Source organism: Zhongshania borealis, from assembly GCF_039539625.1.
Classification (GTDB): Bacteria; Pseudomonadota; Gammaproteobacteria; order Pseudomonadales; family Spongiibacteraceae; genus Spongiibacter; species Spongiibacter borealis.
Genome location: NZ_BAABDM010000003.1, coordinates 211,214 through 237,257, shown reverse-complemented (window position 1 = coordinate 237,257; position 26,044 = coordinate 211,214). Strand labels below are relative to the sequence as shown.

The 26,044-nt window shown below is 49.4% G+C and carries 27 protein-coding genes; 18 read left to right on the top strand and 9 right to left on the bottom strand.

The genetic code is table 11. The annotated features are described in order from the left end of the window. Positions 1-38: 38 nt before the first annotated feature. The 6 genes from ABD836_RS10440 (at position 39) to ABD836_RS10415 (ending at position 4,327) form a co-directional block, all read left to right on the top strand. A complete protein-coding gene (locus tag ABD836_RS10440; RefSeq protein WP_344935485.1) occupies positions 39-1,109 on the top strand; it encodes an AI-2E family transporter in 1,071 nt (356 codons plus the stop codon). Next, complete coding sequence (locus tag ABD836_RS10435) at positions 1,102-2,118, top strand: amidoligase family protein (protein WP_344935482.1); 1,017 nt, start codon at positions 1,102-1,104, stop codon at positions 2,116-2,118. Before ABD836_RS10440 ends, ABD836_RS10435 begins: the two co-directional genes overlap by 8 nt. After that, on the top strand, positions 2,115-2,780 hold the full coding sequence (locus tag ABD836_RS10430; RefSeq protein WP_344935480.1) for a gamma-glutamyl-gamma-aminobutyrate hydrolase family protein: 666 nt from the start codon (positions 2,115-2,117) through the stop codon (positions 2,778-2,780). The genes ABD836_RS10435 and ABD836_RS10430 overlap by 4 nt, the downstream gene beginning before the upstream one ends. Then, entirely contained in the window at positions 2,777-3,202 is a 426-nt protein-coding gene (locus tag ABD836_RS10425) for a YqaA family protein (protein WP_344935477.1), read from the top strand. The genes ABD836_RS10430 and ABD836_RS10425 overlap by 4 nt, the downstream gene beginning before the upstream one ends. A gap of 50 nt (positions 3,203-3,252) precedes the next feature. Continuing rightward, the gene (locus tag ABD836_RS10420) at positions 3,253-3,789 is read left to right on the top strand and encodes a YaeQ family protein (protein ID WP_344935475.1); all 537 of its coding nucleotides are present in this window, start codon (positions 3,253-3,255) and stop codon (positions 3,787-3,789) included. 109 nt (positions 3,790-3,898) lie between these two features. After that, positions 3,899-4,327: a DUF1499 domain-containing protein gene (locus ABD836_RS10415; protein ID WP_344935474.1), complete on the top strand. Its 429-nt coding sequence runs from the start codon at positions 3,899-3,901 to the stop codon at positions 4,325-4,327. Here the strand turns inward: ABD836_RS10415 and ABD836_RS10410 are convergent. Continuing rightward, the gene (locus tag ABD836_RS10410; RefSeq protein WP_344935472.1) at positions 4,324-5,331 is read right to left on the bottom strand and encodes an AraC family transcriptional regulator; all 1,008 of its coding nucleotides are present in this window, start codon (positions 5,329-5,331) and stop codon (positions 4,324-4,326) included. The genes ABD836_RS10415 and ABD836_RS10410 overlap by 4 nt on opposite strands. A 163-nt stretch (positions 5,332-5,494) precedes the next feature. Between ABD836_RS10410 and ABD836_RS10405 the strand changes: the two genes are divergently transcribed. The 4 genes from ABD836_RS10405 to ABD836_RS10390 all read left to right on the top strand — a co-directional run bounded on the left by ABD836_RS10405 (position 5,495) and on the right by ABD836_RS10390 (position 8,749). After that, positions 5,495-6,394 (top strand): sterol desaturase family protein, encoded by a 900-nt coding sequence (locus ABD836_RS10405; protein ID WP_344935470.1) that lies wholly within the window; start codon positions 5,495-5,497, stop codon positions 6,392-6,394. 175 nt (positions 6,395-6,569) lie between these two features. Further along, entirely contained in the window at positions 6,570-6,812 is a 243-nt protein-coding gene (locus ABD836_RS10400; RefSeq protein WP_344935467.1) for a type II toxin-antitoxin system Phd/YefM family antitoxin, read from the top strand. Further along, positions 6,809-7,072 (top strand): Txe/YoeB family addiction module toxin, encoded by a 264-nt coding sequence (locus tag ABD836_RS10395; protein ID WP_344935465.1) that lies wholly within the window; start codon positions 6,809-6,811, stop codon positions 7,070-7,072. Before ABD836_RS10400 ends, ABD836_RS10395 begins: the two co-directional genes overlap by 4 nt. A gap of 246 nt (positions 7,073-7,318) precedes the next feature. Then, positions 7,319-8,749 (top strand): IS1182 family transposase, encoded by a 1,431-nt coding sequence (locus ABD836_RS10390; protein ID WP_344935463.1) that lies wholly within the window; start codon positions 7,319-7,321, stop codon positions 8,747-8,749. Positions 8,750-9,010: 261 nt separating this feature from the next. Here the strand turns inward: ABD836_RS10390 and cadR are convergent, their stop codons facing one another. Then, positions 9,011-9,409, bottom strand: a complete 399-nt coding sequence (cadR, locus tag ABD836_RS10385) for a Cd(II)/Pb(II)-responsive transcriptional regulator (protein ID WP_344935461.1) — start codon at positions 9,407-9,409, stop codon at positions 9,011-9,013. A gap of 79 nt (positions 9,410-9,488) precedes the next feature. Between cadR and ABD836_RS10380 the strand changes: the two genes are divergently transcribed. The 4 genes from ABD836_RS10380 (at position 9,489) to ABD836_RS10365 (ending at position 16,366) form a co-directional block, all read left to right on the top strand. Next, positions 9,489-10,379, top strand: a complete 891-nt coding sequence (locus tag ABD836_RS10380; protein ID WP_344935459.1) for a cation efflux transmembrane domain-containing protein — start codon at positions 9,489-9,491, stop codon at positions 10,377-10,379. 547 nt (positions 10,380-10,926) lie between these two features. After that, complete coding sequence (locus ABD836_RS10375; protein WP_344935457.1) at positions 10,927-12,201, top strand: TolC family protein; 1,275 nt, start codon at positions 10,927-10,929, stop codon at positions 12,199-12,201. Continuing rightward, the gene (locus ABD836_RS10370) at positions 12,198-13,133 is read left to right on the top strand and encodes an efflux RND transporter periplasmic adaptor subunit (protein WP_344935455.1); all 936 of its coding nucleotides are present in this window, start codon (positions 12,198-12,200) and stop codon (positions 13,131-13,133) included. The genes ABD836_RS10375 and ABD836_RS10370 overlap by 4 nt, the downstream gene beginning before the upstream one ends. 89 nt (positions 13,134-13,222) lie before the next feature. Beyond that, a complete protein-coding gene (locus ABD836_RS10365) occupies positions 13,223-16,366 on the top strand; it encodes an efflux RND transporter permease subunit (RefSeq protein ID WP_344935454.1) in 3,144 nt (1,047 codons plus the stop codon). Positions 16,367-16,735: 369 nt separating this feature from the next. On the opposite strand, the gene ABD836_RS10360 is transcribed toward ABD836_RS10365, so the two are convergent. Both ABD836_RS10360 and ABD836_RS10355 read right to left on the bottom strand, forming a co-directional pair. Further along, positions 16,736-17,092, bottom strand: a complete 357-nt coding sequence (locus ABD836_RS10360) for a VOC family protein (RefSeq protein WP_344935453.1) — start codon at positions 17,090-17,092, stop codon at positions 16,736-16,738. A gap of 40 nt (positions 17,093-17,132) precedes the next feature. Next, positions 17,133-17,441 carry a hypothetical protein gene (locus tag ABD836_RS10355; protein WP_344935452.1) on the bottom strand — a complete coding sequence of 103 codons (309 nt, stop codon included), beginning with the start codon at positions 17,439-17,441 and terminating at the stop codon, positions 17,133-17,135. A 157-nt stretch (positions 17,442-17,598) separates the two neighbouring features. Here ABD836_RS10355 and ABD836_RS10350 point away from each other — a divergent pair, with 157 nt between their 5' ends. Then, positions 17,599-17,940, top strand: coding sequence for a hypothetical protein (locus tag ABD836_RS10350; RefSeq protein ID WP_344935450.1), 342 nt, complete (start codon positions 17,599-17,601; stop codon positions 17,938-17,940). Between the two features lie 149 nt (positions 17,941-18,089). On the opposite strand, the gene sugE is transcribed toward ABD836_RS10350, so the two are convergent. Then, entirely contained in the window at positions 18,090-18,407 is a 318-nt protein-coding gene (sugE, locus tag ABD836_RS10345) for a quaternary ammonium compound efflux SMR transporter SugE (RefSeq protein WP_344935449.1), read from the bottom strand. Positions 18,408-18,773: 366 nt separating this feature from the next. On the opposite strand from sugE, the gene ABD836_RS10340 reads away from it, so the two are divergent. Next, positions 18,774-19,199: an MAPEG family protein gene (locus ABD836_RS10340; protein ID WP_344935448.1), complete on the top strand. Its 426-nt coding sequence runs from the start codon at positions 18,774-18,776 to the stop codon at positions 19,197-19,199. Positions 19,200-19,277: 78 nt separating this feature from the next. Here the strand turns inward: ABD836_RS10340 and ABD836_RS10335 are convergent, their stop codons facing one another. Both ABD836_RS10335 and ABD836_RS10330 read right to left on the bottom strand, forming a co-directional pair. Continuing rightward, a complete protein-coding gene (locus tag ABD836_RS10335) occupies positions 19,278-19,466 on the bottom strand; it encodes a hypothetical protein (RefSeq protein WP_344935446.1) in 189 nt (62 codons plus the stop codon). A 158-nt stretch (positions 19,467-19,624) separates the two neighbouring features. Continuing rightward, positions 19,625-21,232 carry a class I adenylate-forming enzyme family protein gene (locus tag ABD836_RS10330; RefSeq protein ID WP_344935444.1) on the bottom strand — a complete coding sequence of 536 codons (1,608 nt, stop codon included), beginning with the start codon at positions 21,230-21,232 and terminating at the stop codon, positions 19,625-19,627. A 228-nt stretch (positions 21,233-21,460) separates the two neighbouring features. On the opposite strand from ABD836_RS10330, the gene dapE reads away from it, so the two are divergent. Continuing rightward, entirely contained in the window at positions 21,461-22,597 is a 1,137-nt protein-coding gene (gene dapE / locus ABD836_RS10325) for a succinyl-diaminopimelate desuccinylase (protein ID WP_344935442.1), read from the top strand. A gap of 159 nt (positions 22,598-22,756) precedes the next feature. Here the strand turns inward: dapE and ABD836_RS10320 are convergent, their stop codons facing one another. Beyond that, on the bottom strand, positions 22,757-23,518 hold the full coding sequence (locus ABD836_RS10320; RefSeq protein ID WP_344935439.1) for a class I SAM-dependent methyltransferase: 762 nt from the start codon (positions 23,516-23,518) through the stop codon (positions 22,757-22,759). Continuing rightward, entirely contained in the window at positions 23,515-24,564 is a 1,050-nt protein-coding gene (gene nadA / locus ABD836_RS10315) for a quinolinate synthase NadA (protein WP_344935437.1), read from the bottom strand. Before nadA ends, ABD836_RS10320 begins: the two co-directional genes overlap by 4 nt. A 342-nt stretch (positions 24,565-24,906) precedes the next feature. Here nadA and ABD836_RS10310 point away from each other — a divergent pair, with 342 nt between their 5' ends. Beyond that, on the top strand, positions 24,907-26,034 hold the full coding sequence (locus ABD836_RS10310; RefSeq protein WP_344935435.1) for a ferredoxin reductase: 1,128 nt from the start codon (positions 24,907-24,909) through the stop codon (positions 26,032-26,034). Positions 26,035-26,044: the final 10 nt, after the last annotated feature.

The following is a 26,044-nucleotide window of genomic DNA, read 5'->3' as shown; positions in this document are numbered from 1 at the left end:
CAAGAACAAACTCAACTAACGACATCTAGCTAGGAACTATGCCTAATAAAACGGCCGACTGGCCGCTAAAAATCATCGCCGTACTCGCCATTCTGTATACCCTACAAGTGGCTCGAGACGTGATGTTGCCAATTACCTTGGCGCTCATTTTCTCCTTACTATTGAGCCCGGTAGTCAGCCGCCTGCAGGCCATACACGTACCTCGCAGTCTTGCGGCCCTCACGGTGATGAGTATTTGCCTCAGCATTGCCGGTAGCGGCGTTTACGCCCTCGCCAAACCCGCGAGCGAGTGGCTACAGCGCGTACCAGAAGCCGTTGAGGTCGTGAGAGAGCAACTTAGTAGTGTTAACAACAGCAGCCCAGATGTAGACGCCGCTACCCGCAGCATTGACTCTTTAGCCCAAGAATTCAGCGCCAGCGCTAACCCCCGCAATCCGGAACTCACTAGAGTCGTTATTACCGAGGCGGGTTGGCGTTCGGAATTGGGCGAAACAGCAAAAAATTTCGGGGTTTACGGCACACTCAGTATTATTCTTTTATTCTTCCTGCTAACGTCAGGCGAAGCATTAATGAGGCGCTTCATCCACAGCCTGCCGACCCAGAGAGACAAAGCCGTGGTCACTCAAATAGCCCATCGCGCCCAAACCCAAATGTCCCGCTACCTCATGACGATAACTGCAGTTAATATCGCCATCGGTTGTATTACGGCACTCGCCTTATATCTATTTGATTTCCCAGACCCTGCACTGTGGGGCGCAGTTGCCGCGCTAATGCGCTACATACCCTATCTCGGTGTGAGTATCACTTTAATACTTTTAAGCATTGTCAGCGCGGTAAGCTACCCAACCGCCACCGCGATCATTGCCGTACCCGCAGCCTACGCACTGTTTAGCGCCGCTGTTGGTCAATTTATCGACCCATTGGTGCACGGCTTCCGGTTTAGCCTAAACCCCATTGTGGTGTTTTTGTGGATCTTTTTTTGGGGCTGGTTATGGGGTGCGCCCGGCGTATTATTAGCGGTGCCACTACTGACCCTATTCCAAGTAGTTTGCCAGCACACCGAACGCCTACTCCCACTTGCTCACATCATAGGAAGTACCAATGAATAAACCATTAGCAGCCTATCGTAAGCAACTTTGGCCACTGCCCTTGCAATTGCATACCAACACGGGTGCGGTGCGTCGCCTTGGGGTAGAAATTGAGTTTACCGGCATGGAAGTGGACAGCATTGTCGACACTATTATTACGCAGTTCGGCGGCCGCGCCGACACGCTGTCGGACTACGAAGTAAATGTCATCGACACCAGCCTCGGACAATTTGGAGTCGAGCTGGACTTCTCGTACATCAAGCGCATTAGCCGTGAACGCCATGAATCTGCCGACACCAATGATTTAGAAGAATTGGCTGAGGCCATTGTTGGCGCCATCGCAAAACAACTCGTACCCTTTGAAGTCGTGGCACCACCCATCGCCATGACCGATCTTTGGCAGCTAGAAGATCTTTTTGTAAGCCTGCGCAATAGCGACGCACAAGGCACCCACGCCTCCGCCAAAAATGCCTTTGGTTTACAGCTAAACCCAGAAATGCCTGATTGCGAGGCCGCGACAATTCTCAACTACATGCGCGCGTTTTTATGCCTATACGAATGGCTAAAAATGCGTTGCGACGTTGACTTCAGCAGGCGCCTAACGTCCTACGTCGACCCGTTTGGCAAAGACTATGTGCGCAAAATCCTTAAACCAAGTTACCAACCCACAATCGACCAGCTCATAGACGATTACCTGGAATTCAATCCCACGCGAAATCGAGCCTTGGATATGTTGCCGCTATTCGCCCATATCGACGAACCTCGGCTGCGCGCCAAGATCGACGACGATCGCGTCAAGGCAAGACCCACCCTGCACTATCGATTACCCAACAGCTTGATTGACGACCCCCAGTGGGGCCTGATCCACCCCTACCGAGATTGGCTGCAGGTCGATAATTTGGCCATGGACAAAGCCAGACTAGAGAAAGTTTGTCAGGCATACCGTAATTATTTAGATAACCCAACCGCCAATTTATTTACAAATTGGTCACACAGTGTCAGCGAATGGCTAATACCGGAGCTACTGTGAACAAGCCGCTAATAGGGGTAACCGGCGACGACACCCGCTGGCCACTGGCTTGGTGGTTTATTCGCGTTGCACTGCAGCGCTGCGGCGCTGAAGCCTATCGGCTCACGCCTAAACTCAGCGCAATTCCCGCCAACCTAAATGGCATTATTATTAGCGGTGGCGACGATATTGATCAACGTCTTTATCTGCCCGACGAACCCGAAGTTGCGCCTATCAACCGCGAGCGAGATCGATTTGAAATGATTGCATTGGAGCTTAGTCTCAGCCGCAACTTACCCATATTAGGTATTTGCCGGGGAGCGCAATTACTGAACGTGGTGCTAGGTGGCACGCTTCATAGTGACCTAAGTGATATGCGGCGGCTTACGTCGAATAAGCGCATGCTGTTGCCACGTAAAACCTTGCACTTAGAAACCTACAGCAAACTTCTACAAATACTTGGTCAGGAACAATGTAAAATAAACAGTCTTCACCATCAGGCGATTAAAGACCTTGGCGAGGGTATGCAAATTGCCGGGCGCGACGCTGACTTTATTATTCAAGCAGTCGAAGACCCCCAGCACCGCTGCCGCATTGGTGTGCAATGGCACCCCGAATACCTGCCATTTCAATTTCGTCAGTTGCGTTTATTTCAACATTTAGTCGCGAGTGCCCGCCTGTGATCTCGGCCTATCTTCTCCTCTTTGCCGTCGCCTTTGGCGCCGCCACACTGCTGCCTTTTTACTCAGAGATTTTACTGGTAGCGCAATTGCGCGAAGGCCTGCATCCCGGCTGGTTATGGTTGGCGGCCACCAGCGGGAATACCCTCGGTGCCGGAGTGAATTGGTGGATGGGCTCAAAGTTTGTCCAATACGCCGATCGTCGCTGGTTTCCAGCTCGCAAGGTTGACCTCCAGCGCGCCCAGAATTGGTTTGGTCGTTACGGAAAATGGACACTGCTGATGTCGTGGATGCCAATTGGCGGCGACGCCTTAACGGTGGTCGGCGGTATGATGAAAGTGCCTGCCCCCGCCTTTTTTATCTTGGTTGGCGTCGGTAAAGGCCTGCGTTATGCAGTGGTTATTATTGGTTTAAGCGCCTTTTAAACGCAAAATCAGCGTAGAATAGCGCTTCTTTAAATACCGTGAGCAAGACCATGGCCTTAAATGCCACTCTGTTTAAAACCACACTCGATATCAGCGATATTCGTCGTCACTATTATCAGACCCACCAGTTCACTGTTGCTCGCCACCCCTCCGAAACTGACGAACGCATGATGCTGCGAATTCTCGCCTTTGCCCTTTTTGCCGAGGAGCATTTGGAATTCACCAAGGGCCTGAGTACCGATGACGAACCCGATTTGTGGCTCAAATCGCTCACAGGCGAAATCGACTTATGGATTGAACTCGGCCTTCCCAGCGAAAAGCGCATGCGCAAAGCCAGGGGTATTGCCAAACAAGTATTATTGCTCATCTACGGCGGCCGCACCGCACAAATGTGGTGGGACGAACACGGCGGCAAGATTAGCCGTTACGGCAATGTGCGGGTCATTGAAGTGAATACTGAAGATTCGGCCGTACTCACCGCCATGGCGCAGCGCACCATGAAATTACAATGTACCATTGACGAAGGTTCGCTGTGGTTTTCTGACGCCACCAGCAACGTCGACATCCAATTAATCACGCGCTGCTAAATCCGCAGCGCAAAATAATAAAAAGCACCAAAACCCTATCCGCGACGTATAAAACCCGTATTCACGCTCTACAGATTGCGCGAATTTAAAGCCAGCCAAGGAGATTTTCATGCGTACACTTCTCATTCTATTCACTGCCACTGTAATTAGCGCCTGTAGCAATACGCCGACGCAAACCGGCAGCAACAGCACATTAGCGCCCTGCCCCAACGCGCCGCACTGCGTTTCCAGCGTAGAGGCCGGCAGTAAACACATCACCGCCATTACCGTGACTTCAGCCGAACAATGGCAACTGCTGCAAGAAACACTGTTAGCGATGCCGCGCACCAACGTCGCCGAACGCAGGCCAAACTATCTCCATGCGGTAAGCCACAGTGCAATTATGCGCTACCGTGACGATGTCGAATTGCGCTATACACCTGCGAACAATCGAGTCGATGTGCGCAGCGCTTCGCGCCTTGGCTACTATGATTTCGAGGTAAACCGCGAACGCATTGAAACCCTGCGCAATCAATTCAATACAACAAAACACGACTAAAAACGGGCGACCTCTTGCTGCTGGTAACGGCGAGGCGACAAACCGGTTTCTCGCTTAAACGCACGATTAAAGGCGCTTTGTTCAGAGTAGCCTAACAGTAGCGCGATTTCACTCAAGGTCAGCCGTTTATCCCGCAGGTATTCCTGCGCCAATTGGGTACGGGTTTGCGCCAAAATTACTTTAAAACTTAAGCCCTGCTCACTAAGCCGACGAAACAAAGTGCGTTCCGACATATTCAGCGTTGCCGCAATATGGGCAGAATTGGCACGACCGCTTTGCATGGCCCGCAGCAGCGCACTGCGCAGCCCCTGCATAAAACCCTCACTGTGGGGCAGTACCGACAAGGCAGCCTGAGCCTGCCGCTCTAACAAGAGTTTTAAACCAGGGTCGCTATTGGTTACCGGCAAGTCCAAATACGCGGTGGGAAACTGCAGGGCTGTACAACGTTGTGCAAACCGGACCGGCGCGCCAAAATTCGCCACGTAAGCTTGGGTGTCCTTCGGTTCCGCAAAGGTAAAATCCACCGCCAGCGGCAACAAATCAGCACGGCCCGTCATTAAACGCACAAAGCGTAAAAGACCGCCGACCAGAACCTCGTCCGACAAACTGGTCGAAGGGCCATAGTTCGCGCTCCAGCTCAAAATCATGCGCTCGTCCAACACCTCAATGCTGGCGCGGTCGCCATCGTGGAGTAAACCTTGATAGCGCTGAAATTCCAATAAGGCCTCAGCCACCGTGTCGCTGGCGAGGGTCAAATAGCCGAGCATACCTAAATGCGCAGGCCGCACACGCTGGCCAAGCTCTAAGCCAATATGGCGCGGTGAAAATCGCTGCTGCAGGCGATCAAGTAAGGCCCACCACTGACCAAAACTAATTCGGCTACTTGGACTAAAGCCCTGCAATTGGGTATACAGTTCGCAGTGAACATCGCCTTCACTTTCGAGAAAATCACGAAGCAAACCGGCTAAATCGCCACTAACCTGTAATTGCGCTAGCTGCATCATCGCTCCCGTCATTCACCTAAATAGGCAAACATCATTGACAATATGGCAGGAAATGTCAAAAAGATGTCTGTTTTAGTCAATCTCTACCGACTAACACCGCTTATCCTCTACACTCCAAAGATCACGTATATGCGACTATTGATTACAATAACGAGGATTTCCCGTGCAAGACGTTCTCCACGCCCTGTTTTTTGTCACTGCCTTCGGCGCCCTCTTTCTCGCCGTTATCGGCGCAGAATACCTTTATACGCGTAAAACCGGTCAAACAGGGGTTTACCACCCCCGCGAAACTCTCGCCAATTTAGCCGCGGGATTTTCCTATAAAGTGGTCGACGGCATCGCGATCGCACTTTTTATTCAGGCATTTTACTTAAGTGTTTATGAGTGGGGCCTACAGTGGCGGCCAGAGGCGTCAGTACTCAGCATTCTGGCCCTTATCGTGTTTATTGATTTTTGCTTTTTTGTGAATCACGTGATGATGCACAAAGTGCGTTGGTTCTGGAGTGGCCATATCACCCACCACTCGTCAGAACACATGAACTTCTCGACCGCGCTGCGCCAAAACTTTACCTTTGCCCTGTCTGGCAGCTGGGTACTATGGTGGCTGCCTGCCGCACTGATTGGTTTTGACAAGGATTGGGTCTTAATGGCCATCGAGGGCAACTTACTTTACCAATTCTTTTTACATACTGAACAAGTTGGCCGCCTCGGCTTCTTAGAGAAGTTCATGAATACGCCGTCGCACCATCGCGTACACCACGGCAGCAACCCCGAGCAGATCGACCGCAATTTTGGTGGCATCTTTATTTTTTGGGACAAAATCTATGGCAGTTTTCGCGACGAGGCTGATGCCGGTACAATCAAATACGGCGTAACCCATATGCCGGCAAAGCCCTACAATCCATTTTACTTACAAGTTCATGGCTGGGTAGAAATGGCCCAAGACGTTTGGCGCCATAAAGATTTACGCATTCTTTACAAGCACCCGGAGTGGGTAGACGAAGTCTACCCCGGCGAAGTTGGCAAAACTGTGTGGCAAGGAGAAAAAGGCCTAGCTGAGTAGCCAAGGCATTAAACAAAAGTGGGTATTTATCCGCTAGTCACATTAGCAGACATTGGAAATGCTCTAATACATATACAAAGCTGGCACTCCCTGGCGTCTCGGTCGTACGAGGAACGATAGGTCGGATTGACACTACGTACGTAACGGCGTACGCTTCGATCATATGGAGGAACCTATGACCACACTTAACGCCACAGAAGCTCGTTCCAAGCTTTACGCGCTGATAGATGAAACGTCTACTAGTCACCAACCTATTATTATTACTGGAAAGAGGGGCAACGCTGTTTTGCTGTCGGAAGACGACTGGAATGCCGTCAATGAGACACTTCATCTGCTATCCACTCCCGGTATGCGCGAATCTATCCGAGAAGGTATGGACGTCGAACTCGACAAGTGTAGTAAGAGCCTTGATTGGTGAGCTGGACTCTTTATTTCACTAAACAGGCTCAAAAAGATGCTCGAAAACTAGCGTCGTCCGGGCTAAAGGATAAGGCTCAGGAGCTGCTGAAAATTGTCCAAAGGAACCCGTATCAAAATCCTCCTCCCTTTGAAAAATTAATTGGGGATTTAGCGGGCGCCTATTCTCGCCGAGTAAACATCCAGCATCGCTTGGTATACCAAGTCTTAGAAGAAGAAAAAGCGATTAAAGTATTGAGGCTATGGACTCACTATGAGTAAAGCCTAAAACGGTAGAAATATCCCTAATAACGAAATACCTTTACTTCCAAACGTGCGCTTAATTACCAGATCAGGAAGCAGCCGCTTACATGCGTAATGTGGATGACTCCAGCGTCACCAGACTGTGTGAAAACTTTTGATCACCGTTTATCTCACGCTTATGATGAATCGGTCTTAGCCGGCGATCCAAGTTTAAGGCCGCATTTAGTATAATAAATTGGTAAGCCAAACCAGAGGCAATCTGCGATGACTCACCATATCAAAGGTCAATCAAGACACCAATCCACGTTGTTTCCAGAAGTAATTGATAACTTTGTTACTGAAGACAACCCTGTTCGAGTTATTGATGTTTTTGTCGACCAACTTGATTTGTTGAGCCTAGGTTTCGAGAGTGTTACTGCAAAGCAAACTGGTCGTCCAGGTTATCATCCAGCCACGATGTTAAAGCTCTACATTTATGGTTACTTAAATCGTATTCAATCCTCTCGCCGGCTAGAAAAGGAAACTCACCGCAACGTGGAGTTAATGTGGCTGCTAGAGCGTCTAAGACCTGACTTTAAAACCATTGCCGACTTTAGGAAAGATAACGGCAAGGGGATTAAAAATGTCTGTCGTAAGTTCGTTGACCTGTGCCGGCAAATCAATATGTTTGATGATTCCGCTTTCGCTATTGATGGTAGCAAGTTTAAAGCGGTCAACAATAAGGCTAAGAATTACACACCCAGCAAAGTCCAATTTCATATCGATCATGTTGAGAGCAGTATTCAAGATTACTTAAGTCAAATGAATACCAACGATAACGACGAAAAGGACACGTCCAGCTCAGTCTCAGCGTCAAAATTAGCATGGTATAAGCAGCGCTTGCTCGAGCTCAAGGCGCTTGAAAAAGAAGTGAACGAACACCCCGATAAACAAGTATCACAAACTGACCCTGATGCACGATTAATGAAGACGCATCATATGGAGCGGCAGGTCTGCTATAACGTGCAAAGTGCTGTGGATACTAAACACCACCTGATTGTTGCGCATGATATTGTCATGACAACTGATCGCGGCCAACTTGCCGTAGTGGCAAAGCAAGTCCAACAAGCACTAGATAAGAAAAATATCACCGTTATCGCCGACAAAGGCTATTTTAGTCGCACCGATATAAAGGCGACCCAAGACTTGGGTGTAACGGCTAGCATCCCTCAATCAGATACGTCAGGTTCGAAGAAAAAGGGTATATTCAATAAATCGCTCTTCAAATACGACAAACATAAAGATGTCTATATCTGCCCAGCGGATGAGGAGCTGCCGCATCGACGTAATGTGACGGACAGTGGCCTTGAGCTAAAGGTATACGTCAACCACATCGCTTGCCGAGATTGTGCGATCAGAGCTAAATGCACAAGATCACAAAACGAACCAAGAAAAATGAAACGTTGGATTTACGAAGATGATATCGACGTGATGCAAAAACGACTTGATGACAATCCCAGCCTATCTGTCCTGAGAAAACAAACAGTAGAGCATCCGTTTGGCACCATTAAAATGTGGATGGGTGCGACCCACTTTTTAATGAAGCGCAAAAAGAATGTGAGCATAGAAATGAGCTTACATGTGCTGGCTTATAACCTGAAACGAATGATGACTATAAAGGGAACCATTGGGTTAATGGAGGCTATGAGGCAATAACGGAGAAGTCGCCTTGTTTGGTATGTAAAGCCGCGAAAATCATCATTCTTGCCTCACCTTTATATTGCAGCGCAAAAAGTTAGTTCTAATCCTCATTATCGGTGACTATGTCATTTGGTAGGTGAGCGAAGCTTGTGACGATGTTTGGCGGCGTGATTGCGGTTTTCACACAGCCTCTCACATTAGCGGTCAGTCGCAGATCGGACTTCCTTATCACGTGGCATAGGCAAGCTTTTAATAGTGAGTGAATTAACTCTTAAGTTATTTTTGAGTCACCGACAAAGTTTGAAGAATTCCGCACTCTTTAACAGTGCTTTGACTGGCACAGCTATTTCGTAGCGCCATCAATTTGTCTTGAAGGTCTTGTAACTCATTTATTCGAAGTGCAACTTGCTCTATATGGCTATCAATCATTCTGTTCACATCCTCGCATCCCATTCCCGGCTGCTGATTTAGCTCGATCAGCTGCCGAATTTCGGCAAGCGAAAGATCAAGGCTCCGACAATGCTTGATGAACTTTAGCTGATCTACCGTTGCCGAATCATACAAGCGAAAGTTACCGTCACTGCGCCGCAGCGAGGCCAACAGCTTTTCTTTTTCATAGTGCCGTATGGACTGCACAGAACACCCAGTTAACTTGGCTAGCTCTCCAATTTTCACCAATCTCACCTCAATGCTTGACTCTATAGTTACCATAGAGTTTAGGCTAAGCATGATTTAAAGTAAAAGGAGCGGCGCAATGACACTGACTGGCAACGGCCAACCTGCAGAGAATACCGATGATAAAGGTGCTATAAGCACCCTGCAGCCCGATAAAATCTACGTTAGCCAGTTTGTGGTTTCCAAGATGGACTGTCCTTCTGAGGAACGCATAATTCAGATGGCTCTAGAGGGCATGGAACCGGATGTGGTTCTAGAATTTGACACGCCCAACCGCATGCTGAAGGTATTTCACAGTGGCAACCTTGTCGCCATACAGTCTCGTTTGGATTTGCTTAGCCTCGGCGCGAAAATTAAAGATACTCACAATTTAGACCACGATGAACTGTCGCAAGTGATAGCTTCAGCAAAAGAGGCAAGTTTAAAAGAAGGTACCATCCTAAAATGGTTACTTGCGATTAACGCAACCATGTTTGTTGTTGAATTTTTGGTTGGGTGGTTGGCGCAATCTGCTGGGCTTATTGCAGACTCGCTAGATATGTTCGCTGACGCGACAATTTATGGCGTGGCACTCTACGCAGTTGGCCACAGCGTCAAAAGGAAGCTGCAGGCTGCTCACCTTTCAGGCTGGTTGCAACTAGCGTTAGCTTTAGGTGCGCTAAGTGAAGTGATACGACGATTTATGTTTGGCAGTGAACCTGCGTCCACTTTGATGATGAGCTTTGGTTTTATCGCTTTGATAGCCAACGTAGTATGCCTAATTTTGATATCTAAAAGCAAAGATGATGGCGCACACATGAAGGCCAGCTGGATTTGCTCATCGAACGATGTGATCTCCAATGTGGGTATTATTTTAGCCGGCGTGCTTGTCGCAGCAACAGGTTCGCGTTACCCTGACTTGCTGATTGGCTTGGTTATTTCCGTCATTGTGTTGCATGGCGCGCACCGAATTCTGAAGTTAAAAGCTTAAGCAGTTCGGCGTTTCGAACGCTACCAGATACCAAACGGCATTCATTAAAAAGGTTAATTGTGACTAAACATTGGACATCTTATCTGCTGATAATACTGATTGCTTGCCAGTCAGTATTTGCTTTTGCGGATAACCATGACGTTCAAGACGCAAGTCCATTGGCTGTATTTGATCAAAGTAACATCACTCAAAACGAATTAATTGTTAAGCAGCTTAATACCAAAAATTCGACACATCTAGACAACTGCGACCACTGCGGTTTTTGTCATCATGGCCAGCTAGTTCCGGCACTCCTGTCATTTTCATCTGCTCCTAGCACTGTATTACTCAAAACCCAATATAATATGGCGATTCCTAACGACCCGCTATTCTCCTTCTACCGCCCTCCCAAAGTTTAAGCCTACGTTTTACTAATCTAACGACATTTCGGTTATTTCCGTAATGTTCAGCATGATTCCGTCTATTAAACGTGGATTTTTACATGGCTATTCGCTTTTTTATGCCTACGAGATTCGTATGGCGCACGCAACACAGCTTTAGAAAGCTGATGCTTTTATGTTTGTTTTTCGGCTGGCAAGTATCTTTTGCGCACGCTGAAGCTACAAATAACTCCCTTACGCTCAATGCCGCACTTAAGCGTGCTATCGAGCTAAACCCGTCATTAAAGGTTTTTGAGTTTCGCAATTCTGCGCTAAGTGGGCAGATGCAAATTGCGGCGCTAAAACCTGCCTATGAGCTAGGAATTGACGCAGAAAACTTTTCTGGCGCTGATGAGCTCAGTGGGTTTGATGGCGCAGAACTTACCGTTTCGCTCTCCTCTGTTTTGGAAATGGGTGATAAGCGCTCAGCGAGGCGGGGTATTGTTTCAAGTAGTCGCTCAGTGATCGATGCACAGCGACAAGTGGAATCATTGGAATTATTAGGCGAAGTGACCCGACGTTATGTGGATGCGCTTGCTGCACAGGAGCAGGTTACCCTTGCGAGAGAAGCCAATAGGCTTGCCAATGAAACGCTTAATATCGTGAGACGGCGCGCCGAAGCTGGGGCAGCGCCTGAAGCAGAGGTGAAACGGGCACTCGCGGCTGCGTCACAGGCTGGCCTAACGCTACAGTCCACCCAACAGCAGCTTAACTACTTAAAAGTTTCCCTCGCTGCTCACTGGGGTGAAAAAACGCCTAATTTTGTGACACTTGAAGGTGATTTATATCACTTTGGCACCGATATTGAGTTTGACTCGCTCTTCGCAAAAATGGAGAAGAATCCAGCAATCCTCATTTTTGCGGCTGAAGAGCGCCTCAAGGATGCCGAACTGCGCGTTGCCACAACACAGTCGAAAGCGGATGTCAGTTGGTCGCTAGGCGTGCGTCGATTTCAAGCAAACGATGATTCTGCACTGGTGGCCGGCTTCAGCATGCCGCTGTTTTCCGGCAGAAGAAACACAGGGGCGGTCTCTGCCGCGCGTGCCCAGCGCAATGAAATCTATGTACAAAAAGAAGTGGCTTTACTGAGTATGCACACACAATTGTTCCGTGCATTCCACAATAGAAAGCAAGCAATTCTCGCGGCCAAAACACTACAAAGCACCATCATCCCTGCGCTGCGAGATGCACTCAAAGAAACGCAAACTGCCTATGAACGTGGGCGCTATGGCTATTTGGATTACGTGTCTGCACGGCAGGAGTTACTGAATGCTCAGCGCACACTGATCGAAGCGGCTGCGTCTGCACTCACTTATGGCGCCGAAATTGAACAGCTAACAGCAGAGCCCTTGTCCTCGACGCTCTATAGCGTATCAAGCGATTTCTCAGGAACAGTACAATGAATATATACGATACGATTAAAACACCCATTATTAATGCCATTTTCTACGCCACAATTTGTTTTTCAGCATTAGTCGCCCATGCCGAAAGTGGACATGGCGATGAAGAAGATCATGACGAGGGCCACATTGAACTCTCTCAAGAGCAAATGAAGCACGCGGGTATCGGCCTAGCCCAAGTTGGGCCTGGCGCAATTCGCGAGACATTAGCCGTTTACGGGGTTATTACGAGCAACGCGGAACAAACCCAAGCCGTCACAGCCCGCTATGACGGCGTCATCCGCGCCGTCAATAAAACCATTGGCGATAACGTCCGCAAAGGTGATGTGCTTGTCACTGTTGAGGCGAATGAAAGCTTAAAAACCTATCCTATTTATTCTGCACTTAATGGTGTCATTAGTCAGCGCAACGCCAATATTGGCGAACAGACAAACGATAAAACACTGTTTGTTGTTGAAGATTACTCTAGCGTTTGGGTAGATCTTTCCGTGTTCCCCAAAGACATCGCCAAGCTCTCATTGGGGCAAACGGTAAGGATAAAAAGCACTAACCACGCCAGCACTGGCGAAGGGAGAATTTTCTTTATTGCCACTCAGGGTAACCCTTCTAATCAAGCCACCACAGCGCGCGTCCTGCTGAACAATGTCGACAATCTATGGAAACCTGGACTTTTTGTTAATGCCGAAATCACCCAAACAGAAACTGCTGCAGCCACTGTTATCAACAATGAAGCTGTGCAACTGATCGAAGGTGAAACCGTTATTTTCGTGAAAGGAGACGAGGGTTTTGAACCTCGTAATATCACCTTAGGTCGCACAGATGGCGAAGCCAGCGAAGTACTGCGTGGACTAAAAGTTGGCGAAACATACGTAATCAAAAATAGCTTTGTTTTGAAATCTGAAATGGGCAAGGAGGATGCTGAGCATGGACATTAATCACATCCACCGCACTGCGAACTCCAACCGCAGCTATTGCCACCAGCACTACGTTATTTCGTGGTGCGAGACCGTAGTAGGGCCTCGCTATGATCGATAAACTTATTCATTTTTCAATTGCACGCCGTTGGCTGATCATGTTTTTTGCGCTCGCCATTAGTGCACTCGGTGTGTGGAATTATCAAAACCTGCCCATCGATGCTGTACCCGATATCACCAATGTACAGGTACAAATTAATACGGGTGCACCCGGTTACTCACCGCTGGAAGTAGAGCAGCGGATTACCTACTTGGTCGAGCTGGCAATCACCGGATTACCTTACGTAGAGAGTACCCGCTCTTTGTCGAGATATGCGCTCTCTCAGGTCACCGTTGTGTTTGAAAAAGGGATGGACATTTACTTTGCCCGCAACCTGATCAATGAACGTTTGCAGCAGGCCAAAAGTGATATGCCCTCGGGCATTGAACCCGTGATGGGGCCAGTAGCGACCGGCCTCGGGGAGATTTTTCACTACGCGGTGCACGCAGACGACGATGCCCGACAGCCAAACGGCGAGAAATATGATGCGACTGCCTTGCGCACCTTGCAAGATTGGGTCATTCGTCCCCAGTTGCGTCTGGTCAATGGTGTGACGGAAATCAACACGATCGGAGGTTTTGAAAAAGAGTTTCACATCACTCCGACCCCTGCGCGACTATTAACCTTCGGCTTAAGCTTTGATGACTTGGTTGAGGCAATAGAAAAAAACAACGCTAATGTTGGTGCGGGTTACATTGAAAAAAATGGTGAGCAATATCTTATTCGCGCACCTGGGCAAGTTGCCGACATTGCTGAACTGGAGAAGATCATCGTCACTCACAAAGACGGTATCCCGATAACAGTAGGAGATGTCGCCGACATCAGTTTTGGCAAACAGCTCCGTACCGGCGCGGCAACCCGCGATGGGGAAGAAACCGTACTCGGCACCGCCGTGATGCTGTTGGGCGGTAATAGTCGCAGTGTTTCGGAAGCGGTTTCCGCAAAGCTGGTGGAAATCAATAAAACACTGCCCAAAGGGATCACCGCCGAGCCCGTCTATAACCGAACGGTACTCGTCGATAAAACCATTGCAACCGTACAGAAGAACCTACTTGAAGGTGCCGTACTGGTTGTCGTTGTTTTATTAGTCATGCTCGGCAACGTCCGCGCCGCTTTGCTCACTGCGATGGTCATTCCGCTGTCAATGCTAATGCTCATGACCGGTATGGTACAAGCCAAAGTCAGTGCCAACTTGATGAGCTTGGGAGCGCTCGATTTTGGTCTTATTGTCGACGGCGCAGTGATTATTGTTGAGAACTGCATACTAAGACTGGCTGGTAGGCAGCATCAACTCGGCCGCATACTCAAACTTGATGAACGCTTCCAAACCGTTTTCGCCGCGACACGGGAAGTTTTCACGCCAAGCTTGATCAGCGTTCTGGTGGTGATTTTAGTAAACTTGCCGATCCTCGCTCTCACCGGCGTGGAGGGGAAAATGTTTACGCCCATGGCCATGGCCGTGATCATCGCCTTATTGTCGGCCTTGGTGCTGTCATTAACCTTTGTGCCCGCTGCAGTTGCACTGTTGCTCAGTGGTCATATTGAAGAAAAAGACAACATCATTGTTCGTCAATCAAAACGGGTGTATACCCCAGTTCTGGCGTGGGTACTCAAATTCCGTTTCAGCGTATTAGCCGGCGCGGTACTGCTAATCATCGCTGTTGGTGGATTGACCACAAAAATGGGCACTGAGTTTATTCCAAACCTGGATGAAGGTGATATTGCCATTCAGGCTTTGCGTATTCCCGGCACCAGCCTTACTCAATCCCTCGACATGCAGTTTCGGCTTGAACGCGCCGTACTGGAAATACCGGAAGTAAAAACCTACTTCTCACGCGTCGGTACCGCAGAGGTTGCCAGTGATCCCATGGGGCCAAACATCTCTGATGGCTATGTGATGCTGAAAGATCGTGCAGACTGGCCCGACCCCGACAAGTCTAAAGCCCAATTGCTAGAAGATATCCGGCAAAAACTAACGCTCATCCCCGGAAACGCGTTCGAGATCAGCCAACCGATACAGCTTCGCTTTAATGAACTGATTTCCGGTGTTCGCTCAGACCTAGGCATTAAGATTTACGGCGACGATCTAGATCAGTTATTGAAATCAGGTTCTGAGATTGCAACGGCGCTTAACGGCGTTGAGGGTGCCGAAGGCGTCAAAGTAGAGCAGGTTTCTGGTTTACCTATATTGTCGGTTGAAGCCAATCGGCCGGCGCTATACCGCTACGGTCTGAACGTCGCTGATGTCCAAGAGGTATTAGCAGCTGCGACAGGTGGCGAAGAAGCCGGATTAATCTTTGAGGGTGACCAACGGTTTACCATCGTTGTACGGGTAGCGGAGGAAATCCGCAACGACTTGCGAGCGCTAGAACGGTTGCCGATACCGCTCCCGCAAGGAGGCTACGTACCACTCAATGAAGTCGCCACGCTCACGCTGGCACCGGGGCCGAATCAAATTTCCCGCGAAAATGGTAAGCGTCGTCTCGTTGTGAGTGCCAACGTACGGGGCCGGGATTTAGGTGGTTTTGTCGCCGATGTGCAAACTCAAATTGAACGAGAGGTGACCTTACCGCCCGGCTACTGGCTGGAATACGGTGGCACGTTTGAGCAACTCCAATCCGCAACGGAGCGGTTAAGCCTCTTAGTACCCGTGACACTTGTCATGATTTTTGCCCTACTCATGATGACCTTTGGTTCTGCGAAAGATGCGGCACTCGTATTCAGCGGTGTGCCACTTGCGCTAACTGGCGGTGTCATTGCGCTTTGGCTGCGTGACATCCCCTTGTCTATCACCGCAGGCGTTGGCTTCATTACGCTATGCGGTGTTTCGGTGCTCACCGGCGTAATGATGGTCTCGGCGTTTAGAGATCAGCTGGAGCAGGGTAATGATATCGATCTATCGATCAAAGAAGGCGCGATGTTACGGCTACGGCCGATATTAATGGTCGCGTTGGTAGCCGCGCTCGGATTTCTCCCGATGGCCCTCAACACCAGCACGGGTGCAGAAGTGCAACGCCCGCTCGCGACGGTGGTTATCGGTGGAATCATCTCCTCTACTCTATTAACCCTATTGGTTTTGCCCGGTTTATACCGTATGGCTTACCGCAAGCCCAAAAACATCCCTAAGGGTGATGAGAGTCAAATGGCATCTTAATCCTTCATCGTCTGGCCATTACTTATGGCCAGACGAATGCTCAACCATAAATATCGCTCTACTAATTCCTGGAGTACCGTTATGAAACAAATCAAAGTGTAGTGGCATAGTAAATTTGGCCACCTGACTAGGAGGGATATGGGGGTTGAGCCTGCATAAAAGCCTACGGCCTTCGTCGGATTACGTGTTTTTGAGCGTCCGCTTTTTACCATAAGGCGACTCATCGCATGTGATCTCTCCAGATTTCTTGGTAGCTATAGAAAAGCCCTACAATACTTTCAAGCTCTCATTGCAGCGCGGTTCCCAAGATTTAAAATCAGCTCCCCCACTTTTGCTTAATGCCTTACATAGTAGCAGGCCTTTTCAGCCTTATAGCGGGTCAGACCACACGGCAAATTCATTGCCGCTAGGTTCGGCAAAATGAAAACGACGGCCGCCGGGGAATTCATAGATTTCTTTCAGAATACTGCCGCCAGCGCGCACTATCTCGTTGCGAGTCTCCTCTAAGGTCGCGCTGTAAAATACAAGTAACGCACTGCCACTTTCGACTTTTGCACTCAGCGGCGCGCGGTAAAACCCGCCGTCAAGACCAACATCTGCAAACGCAGTGTAATCAGGACCATAATCCGTAAAAGACCACGCAAAGGCTTTGCTAAAAAACGCCTTGGTTGCGTCGAGATCAACCGCTGCGAACTCGACATAATTCAGCTTGCCGTGGATATTCATGTACTCACCTCTTTTAACTGGATGTTTGCATACTGAATTCTTAATGCAGAATTTCAATAATTTCTAAGGTAGCGGCAAGTAAACGTAGACGTCGGTCTTCAATTTCAACTGTCACGTAACCATAATCATCAATGGGCTGAATAATGCGCCCATGGCTGTATACATCGCGCTCTAGGTGATGGCCTACTGCCAATTTTTTCTGCCAACCCGGTGGCAGCGAACGGCCTTCCTCAACTTTCTTTTGCAAGCCTGGTGGCAAGGATTTCCCTTCTTGTTTGGCGAGGGCTGGCGTGGTTACCAGCAACAAAGCCGACGCAAATACAAATCCTAAAATCGCTGTTATTTTCATTTAAGTAGTTCTCACAATACACGACATAAACATCGCAACTAAGGCTCAGACAACAATTCATAAGCTAAGTGCTGCTGAGCGACCAAACAGCCAACTTTCGCTCGAGATCGCCTTTTACCTTATACTCTCCGCCCTGCCCCCAAGACCAGTCAGCATTATGCGTAAAAAAGACAAGAAAGCCGAAAACGACATCATAGAGGTGCTTACCCAAGCCTGCGATGAAGCCTTAAGCAATATTGCCGATTTTCGTTGGCTGACCCACGAATTAGACTACAGCAATATCAAGCAGAGCCTGACTGTACGTTGTATTTTTGATCCCGACGCTGACCTCAAAGCGCTAAATAGCAGCCCTGAAGGTCTCGCCTTAAAACATTCCATACGGGATAAGCTCCGCAGCGTGGGCTACTTACCCGGCAACAACTTAAGCTGGATCGAATTTGAACTCGATGCACCAAGGGGCAAACGCAAGAGCACCGCGAGTGAGCGCAAGGTTCACTAAGCTACTCGCGAATAACACAAAGGAAAAAATCCATTACCGAAAATCTACATCGCCAAAACTGGCGTGTTCCCAATTTCAATCGAAAACGTGCAAATGAACTATAATCCACAGCGCCGTCTAGTGCTTTTTGCGCGATTCATTCCAAATTGTTAGCCATGTGCCAATTTAAGACCAACAATGCCAATAAAAATAAAACCTAGGCTAAGTATTTTCAGTATGTCAGCGGGCTCATTGAATAGCATAATTCCTAGCATTGCCGTACCAATAGCACCAATGCCTACCCATACAGCGTAAGCTGTACCTACAGGCAAGGTTCTCATTGCGATACCCAGCAGCAAAATACTCAGCACAAGTGACAACGCCGTGGCTATTGTCGGCCAAAGTTTTGTAAAGCCATCAGTGTACTTCAGGCCTATTGCCCAACAAATCTCAAGCAGGCCCGCTGCCACAAGAATCAGCCAATTCATCAATACCTCTCCATCACAGGGGCCGTCCCCTAGTAATTGCCGAGAGGTGAGGTCGTCCTCACTTCAGAATTCCTAACGCCTAAAGCAACAGCGAAAATTCGCACAGCGTTCTTGGTTTATGGATCGTTTACCTAAGCCACGCTGTTCGCGACTCTACCATCGGTATGTACTAAAATATAGTGGACGACACTACGATCACTGCCCGCCCCGCGCCATGAAATCCTAGGCACTATCCTTGGCGGTTAAAAGACTAAACGCCCTTCTCAATGTGTGTCATAAGTTCCGATATAACATTGATAAGCGTCAGAAAATCAGGCGACAATACGGTTTACCCAAACCTCGATTTTAAGAATAAGGAAAACCCCAATGATTCAACCCTCGGCAATTTTTGCCCCTATTATGGTATTGGTATTATGGAGCTTTGTCATGATGACATGGATGGCCATTACCCGACTACCCGCCATACCAAAGTTAAAATTAGGCCGCGATGTTGGCAAACGCACCAAGGAATTAGGCGATCAAATGCCGGCACATATTCAATGGAAGGCCGACAACTACAATCATTTGATGGAACAACCTACTATTTTCTATGCCACTGCATTGGTATTGGCAATGCTGGGCGCGGGTGATGGCAGCAATCTCATATTGGCGTGGCTTTACGTTGGCGGCCGCATTGCCCACAGTTTGGTTCATGCAACAAGCAATGTTGTTCTACTGCGTTTCAACCTGTTTGCGTTGACCTCAATAGTACTATTGATCATGGCCATTAAAGCCTGCCTGATCATTTTCTGAAATCGCGTTGAAGTAAGGTAGTGTAGTGACGCTGCGAAGCCCTATAGCCTGGGCTTGCAGCGTTTTTTTATTGTTTTCTTAAACTGCTTCAGTAATTAGCGCATTACTGATACGCACCGCGCGATGAGGCTGAAACTGTGGCCCGTTTAACTGCTCTATTTTGCCGCCGCTGTTTAGAAAATCATCTACCTGCCGCGAGATCTCTGCCCGAAGACTTTGCTGATATTGATTAGAATGTGTGCCATGTTGTTTGATGTAACGATCCATATTTCCACCCCATTTACACTATTAGCATCTACGCCGCCGGCTCAGCGACAGTGAGAATGCTATACGTCGCTAATGACATTTTCGGGATGGTTTTATGACAGCTTTAAAAAAATAAAGGCCGCATAGCGACCTTTAAGAGTGTGACAAGCTTTTAGTATTTATACCGCAGGCATTTCGTCCGCCATTTCACGCAGCTTATTTTTTGCCACTTTATCCAAGGTAGCCCGAGGGAACTCATCTACCACATACACTGCACGGGGTACTTTAAAGTCAGCCAAATTGGCTTTGCAGTGGTCAATGATAGTTTGCGCAAACTGCTCATTATCCTCCGGTGCTCCCCAGCCTTTAATCACAAAGGCAACGGGCACCATATCAAGCATATCGTGCGCTTTGGCCACAACCGCAATTTCACCGATACCACCACCGGGAACCTGCATACAGACTTCCTCGACCTGGCGGGCAGAAACATTTTCACCCCCAACTTTTAGTGCATCTTTATCACGATCGCTGAAGTAGAAATTACCTTCATCACCCACGTGCACCATGTCGCCAGTTTTAAACCAGCCATTAGGCGTAAACGCCTTAGCCATCGCCTCAGGGTTTTTATAATACTCCAGAAATATATTCACGCCTCGCGTGCCCTGCACCCAGAGTTCGCCGATTTCACCCTTTTTACAGGTTTCACCGGTCTCGGGATTAACCACCGCCAAATGATAACCCGGTGTGGGTTTACCGATAGAGCCCTGTGGCCAATCGCTAACAAAGTCTGACCGCGTTGCGTGCGTCACGGTTTCGGTCATGCCCCAGCTGGCGAAAGACTTGGCTTTTAACCACGCTTCAATATCTTTCCAGATTATTCCCATGGGCATAACTTTTAAACTGTGTTTTTCTGGCACAGGCTCTACGCCAATCGCCTTGAACACAAAGGGAATCATTGAGCAGTGGCTTACCTGGTACTTCGCAATCACTTCCCAAAAACGGCTTGCCGAAAATTTGGGCATTAGCACCGCGGTACCACCCACCCCCAATGACCCCCAAAACGCCCAGCTTTGGCAGTTCACATGGAAAAATGGCAGAAATCCCAAATACACACTATCGGCCGTCATGCCCATACTCTGCGTGCCCATCACCCCAGACCACAATGCATTGGCGTGGGTGTGCACTACCGCTTTAGGCAGTGAAGTCGTCCCGGAGGTAAACATAATACCGGCCGGTAACATGGGCTCTGCAGGCCGCTCAGGTAAGCTAGCCTCGTCGGCATACAGATCTGCAAATGCATCGCCAGCGCAGCTGCCTTCTGCTGGCTCACCAGAGTTATCCTCGGTCACCACAATCCATTTAAGGTCTTTAGCGTGGGCCTCGATCTCTTTATAAAATTTGGGCTGGGTAATAGCGCCGACGGCTTCTGTATGGCTCGCAAAATAACTAATTTCACCGCCAACAGAACGTGTATTGGTGGTGACACCGACCGCGCCGATTTTAGAACAGGCATACCATGCCAAGACCATTTCTGGGCAGTTCTCGGCGTGGATCATGATTTTGTCGTGCTTGCGAACGCCTTTGGCGTACAAACCCGCTGCAATACGGCTGGTCTCGTCGTCGAAGGCGCTGTAGGTCCAACGCTTTTCCTCGCCAGAACGCGGCTCCCAAATCATAAATGGATGATCGGGTTTAACGCGCGCCCAGTGACGCAGCCGCTGGGGAATGTCCTGATCGGCAAAGTCAAATTCGGCGGCGGCTACCGCAATATCCAAATCCATGCTCATGAGTCTTCCTCTTATATTAATTAGTTATCACTAGGCTACAGTCGTATGGGGTGCAATCGCGACCAGATAACACTTATCTTAACCAAGGCATTGAGCCTGCTCTATGACATTTCCACTCAAATCCCTCGTAAGTGAGTGATTCGGTCAGTCGCTAAACTTCTGTTAGAATACGCCGCTTACATCTGCGCACGCCGCACCGCCTATTTACGCCACAGAAGCCGACACCCTATGACAGCTCTCTCCCCCACTTTGCAACTGGCCTGCGAACTCATTGAACGGCCCTCAGTCACCCCTGCCGACGCCGATTGCCAAGCTATTATGATGGCGCGCCTGAGCGCAATTGGCTTTGAATGCCAGTCTTTACGCTTTGGTGATGTGGATAATTTCTGGGCAGTACACGGCAGCAGCGGACCCATTTTTTGTTTTGCCGGTCATACCGACGTAGTGCCGACTGGCCCCGCCGCTAATTGGCAAACCCAACCCTTTAACGCGGTCATTCAGGACGGCATGCTACGCGGACGCGGCGCTGCCGACATGAAGGGCAGTCTTGCCGCGATGGTTACCGCCTGCGAGAACTTTGTTGCCGCCCACCCTGACCACAGCGGCCGTATCGCATTTTTAATCACTAGCGACGAAGAAGGCCCAGCCATTAACGGCACAGTAAAGGTGGTTGAGTGGCTAGAACAACAAAATGAGAAAATCACTTGGTGTTTGGTCGGCGAGCCTTCCTCTACCGATCATGTTGGCGATGTAATTAAAAATGGTCGCCGTGGTTCCCTCGGGGCGGTGATGACCGTCCGCGGTATCCAAGGTCATGTCGCCTACCCCCATTTAGCGAAAAACCCCATCCATGTCGCCGCCCCGGCGCTAGCCGCACTCGCCGCCGAGCAGTGGGACGAAGGCAATGATTTTTTCCCGGCCACTTCTTTTCAGATCTCTAATATCAATGGCGGCACTGGCGCCACCAATGTGATTCCTGGCGAACTCGAAGTGGTGTTCAATTTTCGCTTCTCGACTGAGCTCACTGCGGAGATATTAAAAGACCGCACCCACGCCATACTCGACAAGCACGGTGTGGACTACCAGATTGACTGGAACCTCAGTGGCCAACCCTTCCTTACCTCAGAAGGCCCGCTGGTAGAAGCTGCCCAACACGCCATAAAAGCAGTGACAGGTAAGGACACGATTTTGTCGACTGCTGGCGGCACCTCAGATGGGCGATTTATCGCACCCACTGGCGCGCAAGTTGTTGAACTCGGCCCCGTGAATGCAACGATCCACAAAGTAGATGAGTGCGTTAAAGCCGACGATTTAGATAAATTATCTTTGATGTATGAAGGGATGTTACGGGAATTATTGGCTTAAGTTTTTTAAAACAGCCACGAGCTACGTTCGATCTCCTTTGCCAAGGCCGAAGTCCACCCCAGTAAGGGAGTCCCAACATCGACACGAGGCACTCGCCACGGCGAACGCGAGGATTTAGCCTTAGCGTTCGCCGTCTCCCGTATAGCATTCCGTATTCGATTACTTAGGGAAGGCTCGCAGCGGGTAAATATCAAAGCGCACCGCTTTACCCGCCACAGACAACTGGGGTTTACGCTCGGCGAGATACGGCGCTTTCGGCGGGCGCTTAACCACGACTCGATGCCGCGCGCGCTGCAAGGCGATATCCAGCAAGGCGGCACCATCCTCATCCAAGCCGACCAGTGAATGGAAAAGGCGCATTTCTTTTTTGACCAAGGCCGACTTCCCCGATACGGGGAACATAGGGTCTAAATAGACCACATCAGGGCAATCGCCTTCGCCAAGCCCCGCCAAGTAATCCGCCGCGCCCAGCTTAAACAAATTCATCCGCGCTGCGATATCCATGGTATCGATGCTGATATTGGCACGCATTAAGCCATCTTCCAGCAGCGCCGCAACGACAGGCATGCGCTCACACATTGTCACTGTGCAGCCATTGCTCGCCATCACAAAACTATCACGACCGAGTCCGGCTGTAGCATCAACCACCGCTGGCCGATTGCGACTGCCGCCGAGGGCTTTGATCAATAATTCTTTACCAGGATGGCGATGATGCAAGGCGTGAACAAAATCAACGGCGACTGGGTTCTCACGCTGGGAAGGCGCTAAACCGATGCCCAAGCGGCCTTGATCGAAAAACACATAGAGTTGCTCGGGGTCTGGCAGCCAGTTTTTTACCAGCGCCAAACCCAAGCGGGCGGCCAAATCATCACAGGCAGCACTGGTTTTGAAAAATACCGGCGCTGTTAGCGATTTGCTCAAGACTTGGGCTTGGCCGCAGCGAAATCCAACATGCGGGTAAGTGGTATCATGGCCTGAACACCAAGCGCAGGATCAACGTGCACTTCGTTACCGCCGTGTTCTAGCACATAGGCAAGATTATCGAGGGCGTTCATCGCCATCCATGGGCAATTTGCACAGCTGCGGCAAGTAGCACCGCTTCCAGCGGTTGGCGCGATGATAAATTCCTTATCAGGAACCAACTGTTGCAGCTTATAAAAAATGCCCTGATCGGTGGCAATGATCATTTGCTTATTGGGCAGGTCACGCGCTGCATTAATAATCTGGGTGGTTGAACCCACCATATCTGCAATAGCAACGACGCTTTCTGGTGATTCTGGATGTACTAGCACAGCCGCGTCGGGATAGACCTTTTTCAGATCAAGAATACCCTGAGCCTTGAACTCCTCGTGAACAATACAGGCGCCGTCCCACAGCAATACATCGGCACCCGTTTCACGACGCACATAATCGCCAAGATGCTTATCTGGTGCCCACAGGATTTTTTGCCCTTCGCTGTCGAGATGATCAACCACATCTAAAGCAATACTAGAGGTGACCACCCAGTCGGCTCGGGCCTTTACCGCCGCAGAGGTATTCGCATATACCACCACGGTGCGGTCGGGATGCTGATCGCAAAAAGCAGAAAACTCTTCAATAGGACAACCGATATCTAAAGAACAGGTAGCCTCTAACGTTGGCATAAACACCTGTTTTTCAGGCGACAAAATTTTTGCCGTTTCGCCCATAAACTTAACACCAGCAACCACCAGTGTTGACGCCGGGTGGTCACGGCCAAAACGGGCCATTTCAAGCGAGTCGGAAACGCAGCCGCCAGTCTCTTCGGCCAGGGCCTGAATTTCTGGGTCGGTGTAGTAATGAGCAACCAGCACCGCATTGCGCTCTTTGAGCAAGCGTTTGATTTTTTCACGCAGATCCGCGCGCTCGGCAGCCGGCACTTGCGGCTGCTCGTGGAGCTTAGCTAAATGATCGCGAACCACCTGCTGGGCTGATGCTTGTTCCGTCATATTCAATCTCGTTCTAGGCGGATACTGGGGCGCGAAGTTTAACAGATTTGTTATAGGCAATCCCAGTAGACCGCTAAGCACGACTCAAATCGCAGGACCATATCGTAAAAATAGTGGTACAAATTAGCTACCAGCCTTGCAGGCAAGTCGTAGAAAAACCCCAAACCAACAATTAAATCCTTATATTTCATAGCCTTATATCATTAAAAAAACGACCTGCACGACAAGACAAATCAAACATCTATTTGTGAACATCTGTTGACTTAAGCAGCAGAAGCACATAAAGTGCACAAATGTTCACAAATAATATTTATAAGTCACACAGGCCAAGAGGAAATAGGCATGAACCTCAATACTAAACAATCGCGCAGCACCTGGCGCCGCATCGCCGACTCGCGACTAATCAATGCACTGGCAGCGCCCAACGGAATGGGTCGCTATTTAGAGGCCTTAAACCCAATGTGGTCGCTGGATCAAAATCGGATTCCGGCCATTATCACCGCAATTCATCGTGAAACCGACGACGCAGTGACCTTAGAACTGTCCCCTAATGGTGACTGGCCCGGCTTCCGTCCCGGTCAATTTTGCCAACTGTATATTGAAATTAATGGTCGCTTGCACAGCCGCAGTTACTCATTGAATAGTCGCGGCGGTCGAGTGAGCCTCACCGTAAAAGCGCAAGCCGACGGCCTTGTCTCTCGCCATATAAACAGTGCACTCAAGCTTGGCGATATCGTTCGTCTTTCCCCTCCGATGGGAGACTTTGTGCTTCCCGAGCAACTACCCGACGCGATCCTCATGGTTGCTGCCGGTAGTGGTATTACGCCAATCATCGCGATGATTGAAGCGGCGCTCAAACGCGGATACAAGGGTGGTATAACCCTGCTTTATTACAACCGTAGCGAAGCCGATACCTTATTCAATGCCCGCTTGCAGAAACTTGCCAGCAGCCACGGAAATTTTTCAGTCCTAGCGGTTTACAGCAACGGTCAAAGCGAGCTGCGCGGTCATTTTGAGCAGCAACATCTGCTCACCGCATTGGGTTTTCAAGATACCCTGAACTCACACACTGGTGCACTCAGCTTGCCAACATGTTTTGTGTGCGGGCCGGAAACATTAATTCAGTCGGTTAGCGAGGAATACAAGCAACTTGGCTATTCTGACAAGTTCCACGCCGAACGCTTTAAGGCCGTAGTCAGCCTGTCGGGTAATACCGAGGTCGTTGGCAAACTCGCCTTTAAGAACAGCCAATGTGAAGTAACCAGCGACAGTCGCAATCTTTTGGACCAAGCCGAAGCCGCCGGCCTTCAACCCCAAGCCGGTTGTCGCATGGGGATATGCCACAGCTGCAGCTGCCTCAAAACCGAAGGAAGCGTACGCAATATAAATAGCGGCGAAATTAGTCACGGCGAAGAATATATTCGCCTGTGTATTTCCCAGCCACTAGGCGATGTCAGCCTCGCGATATAACGCGCACGCA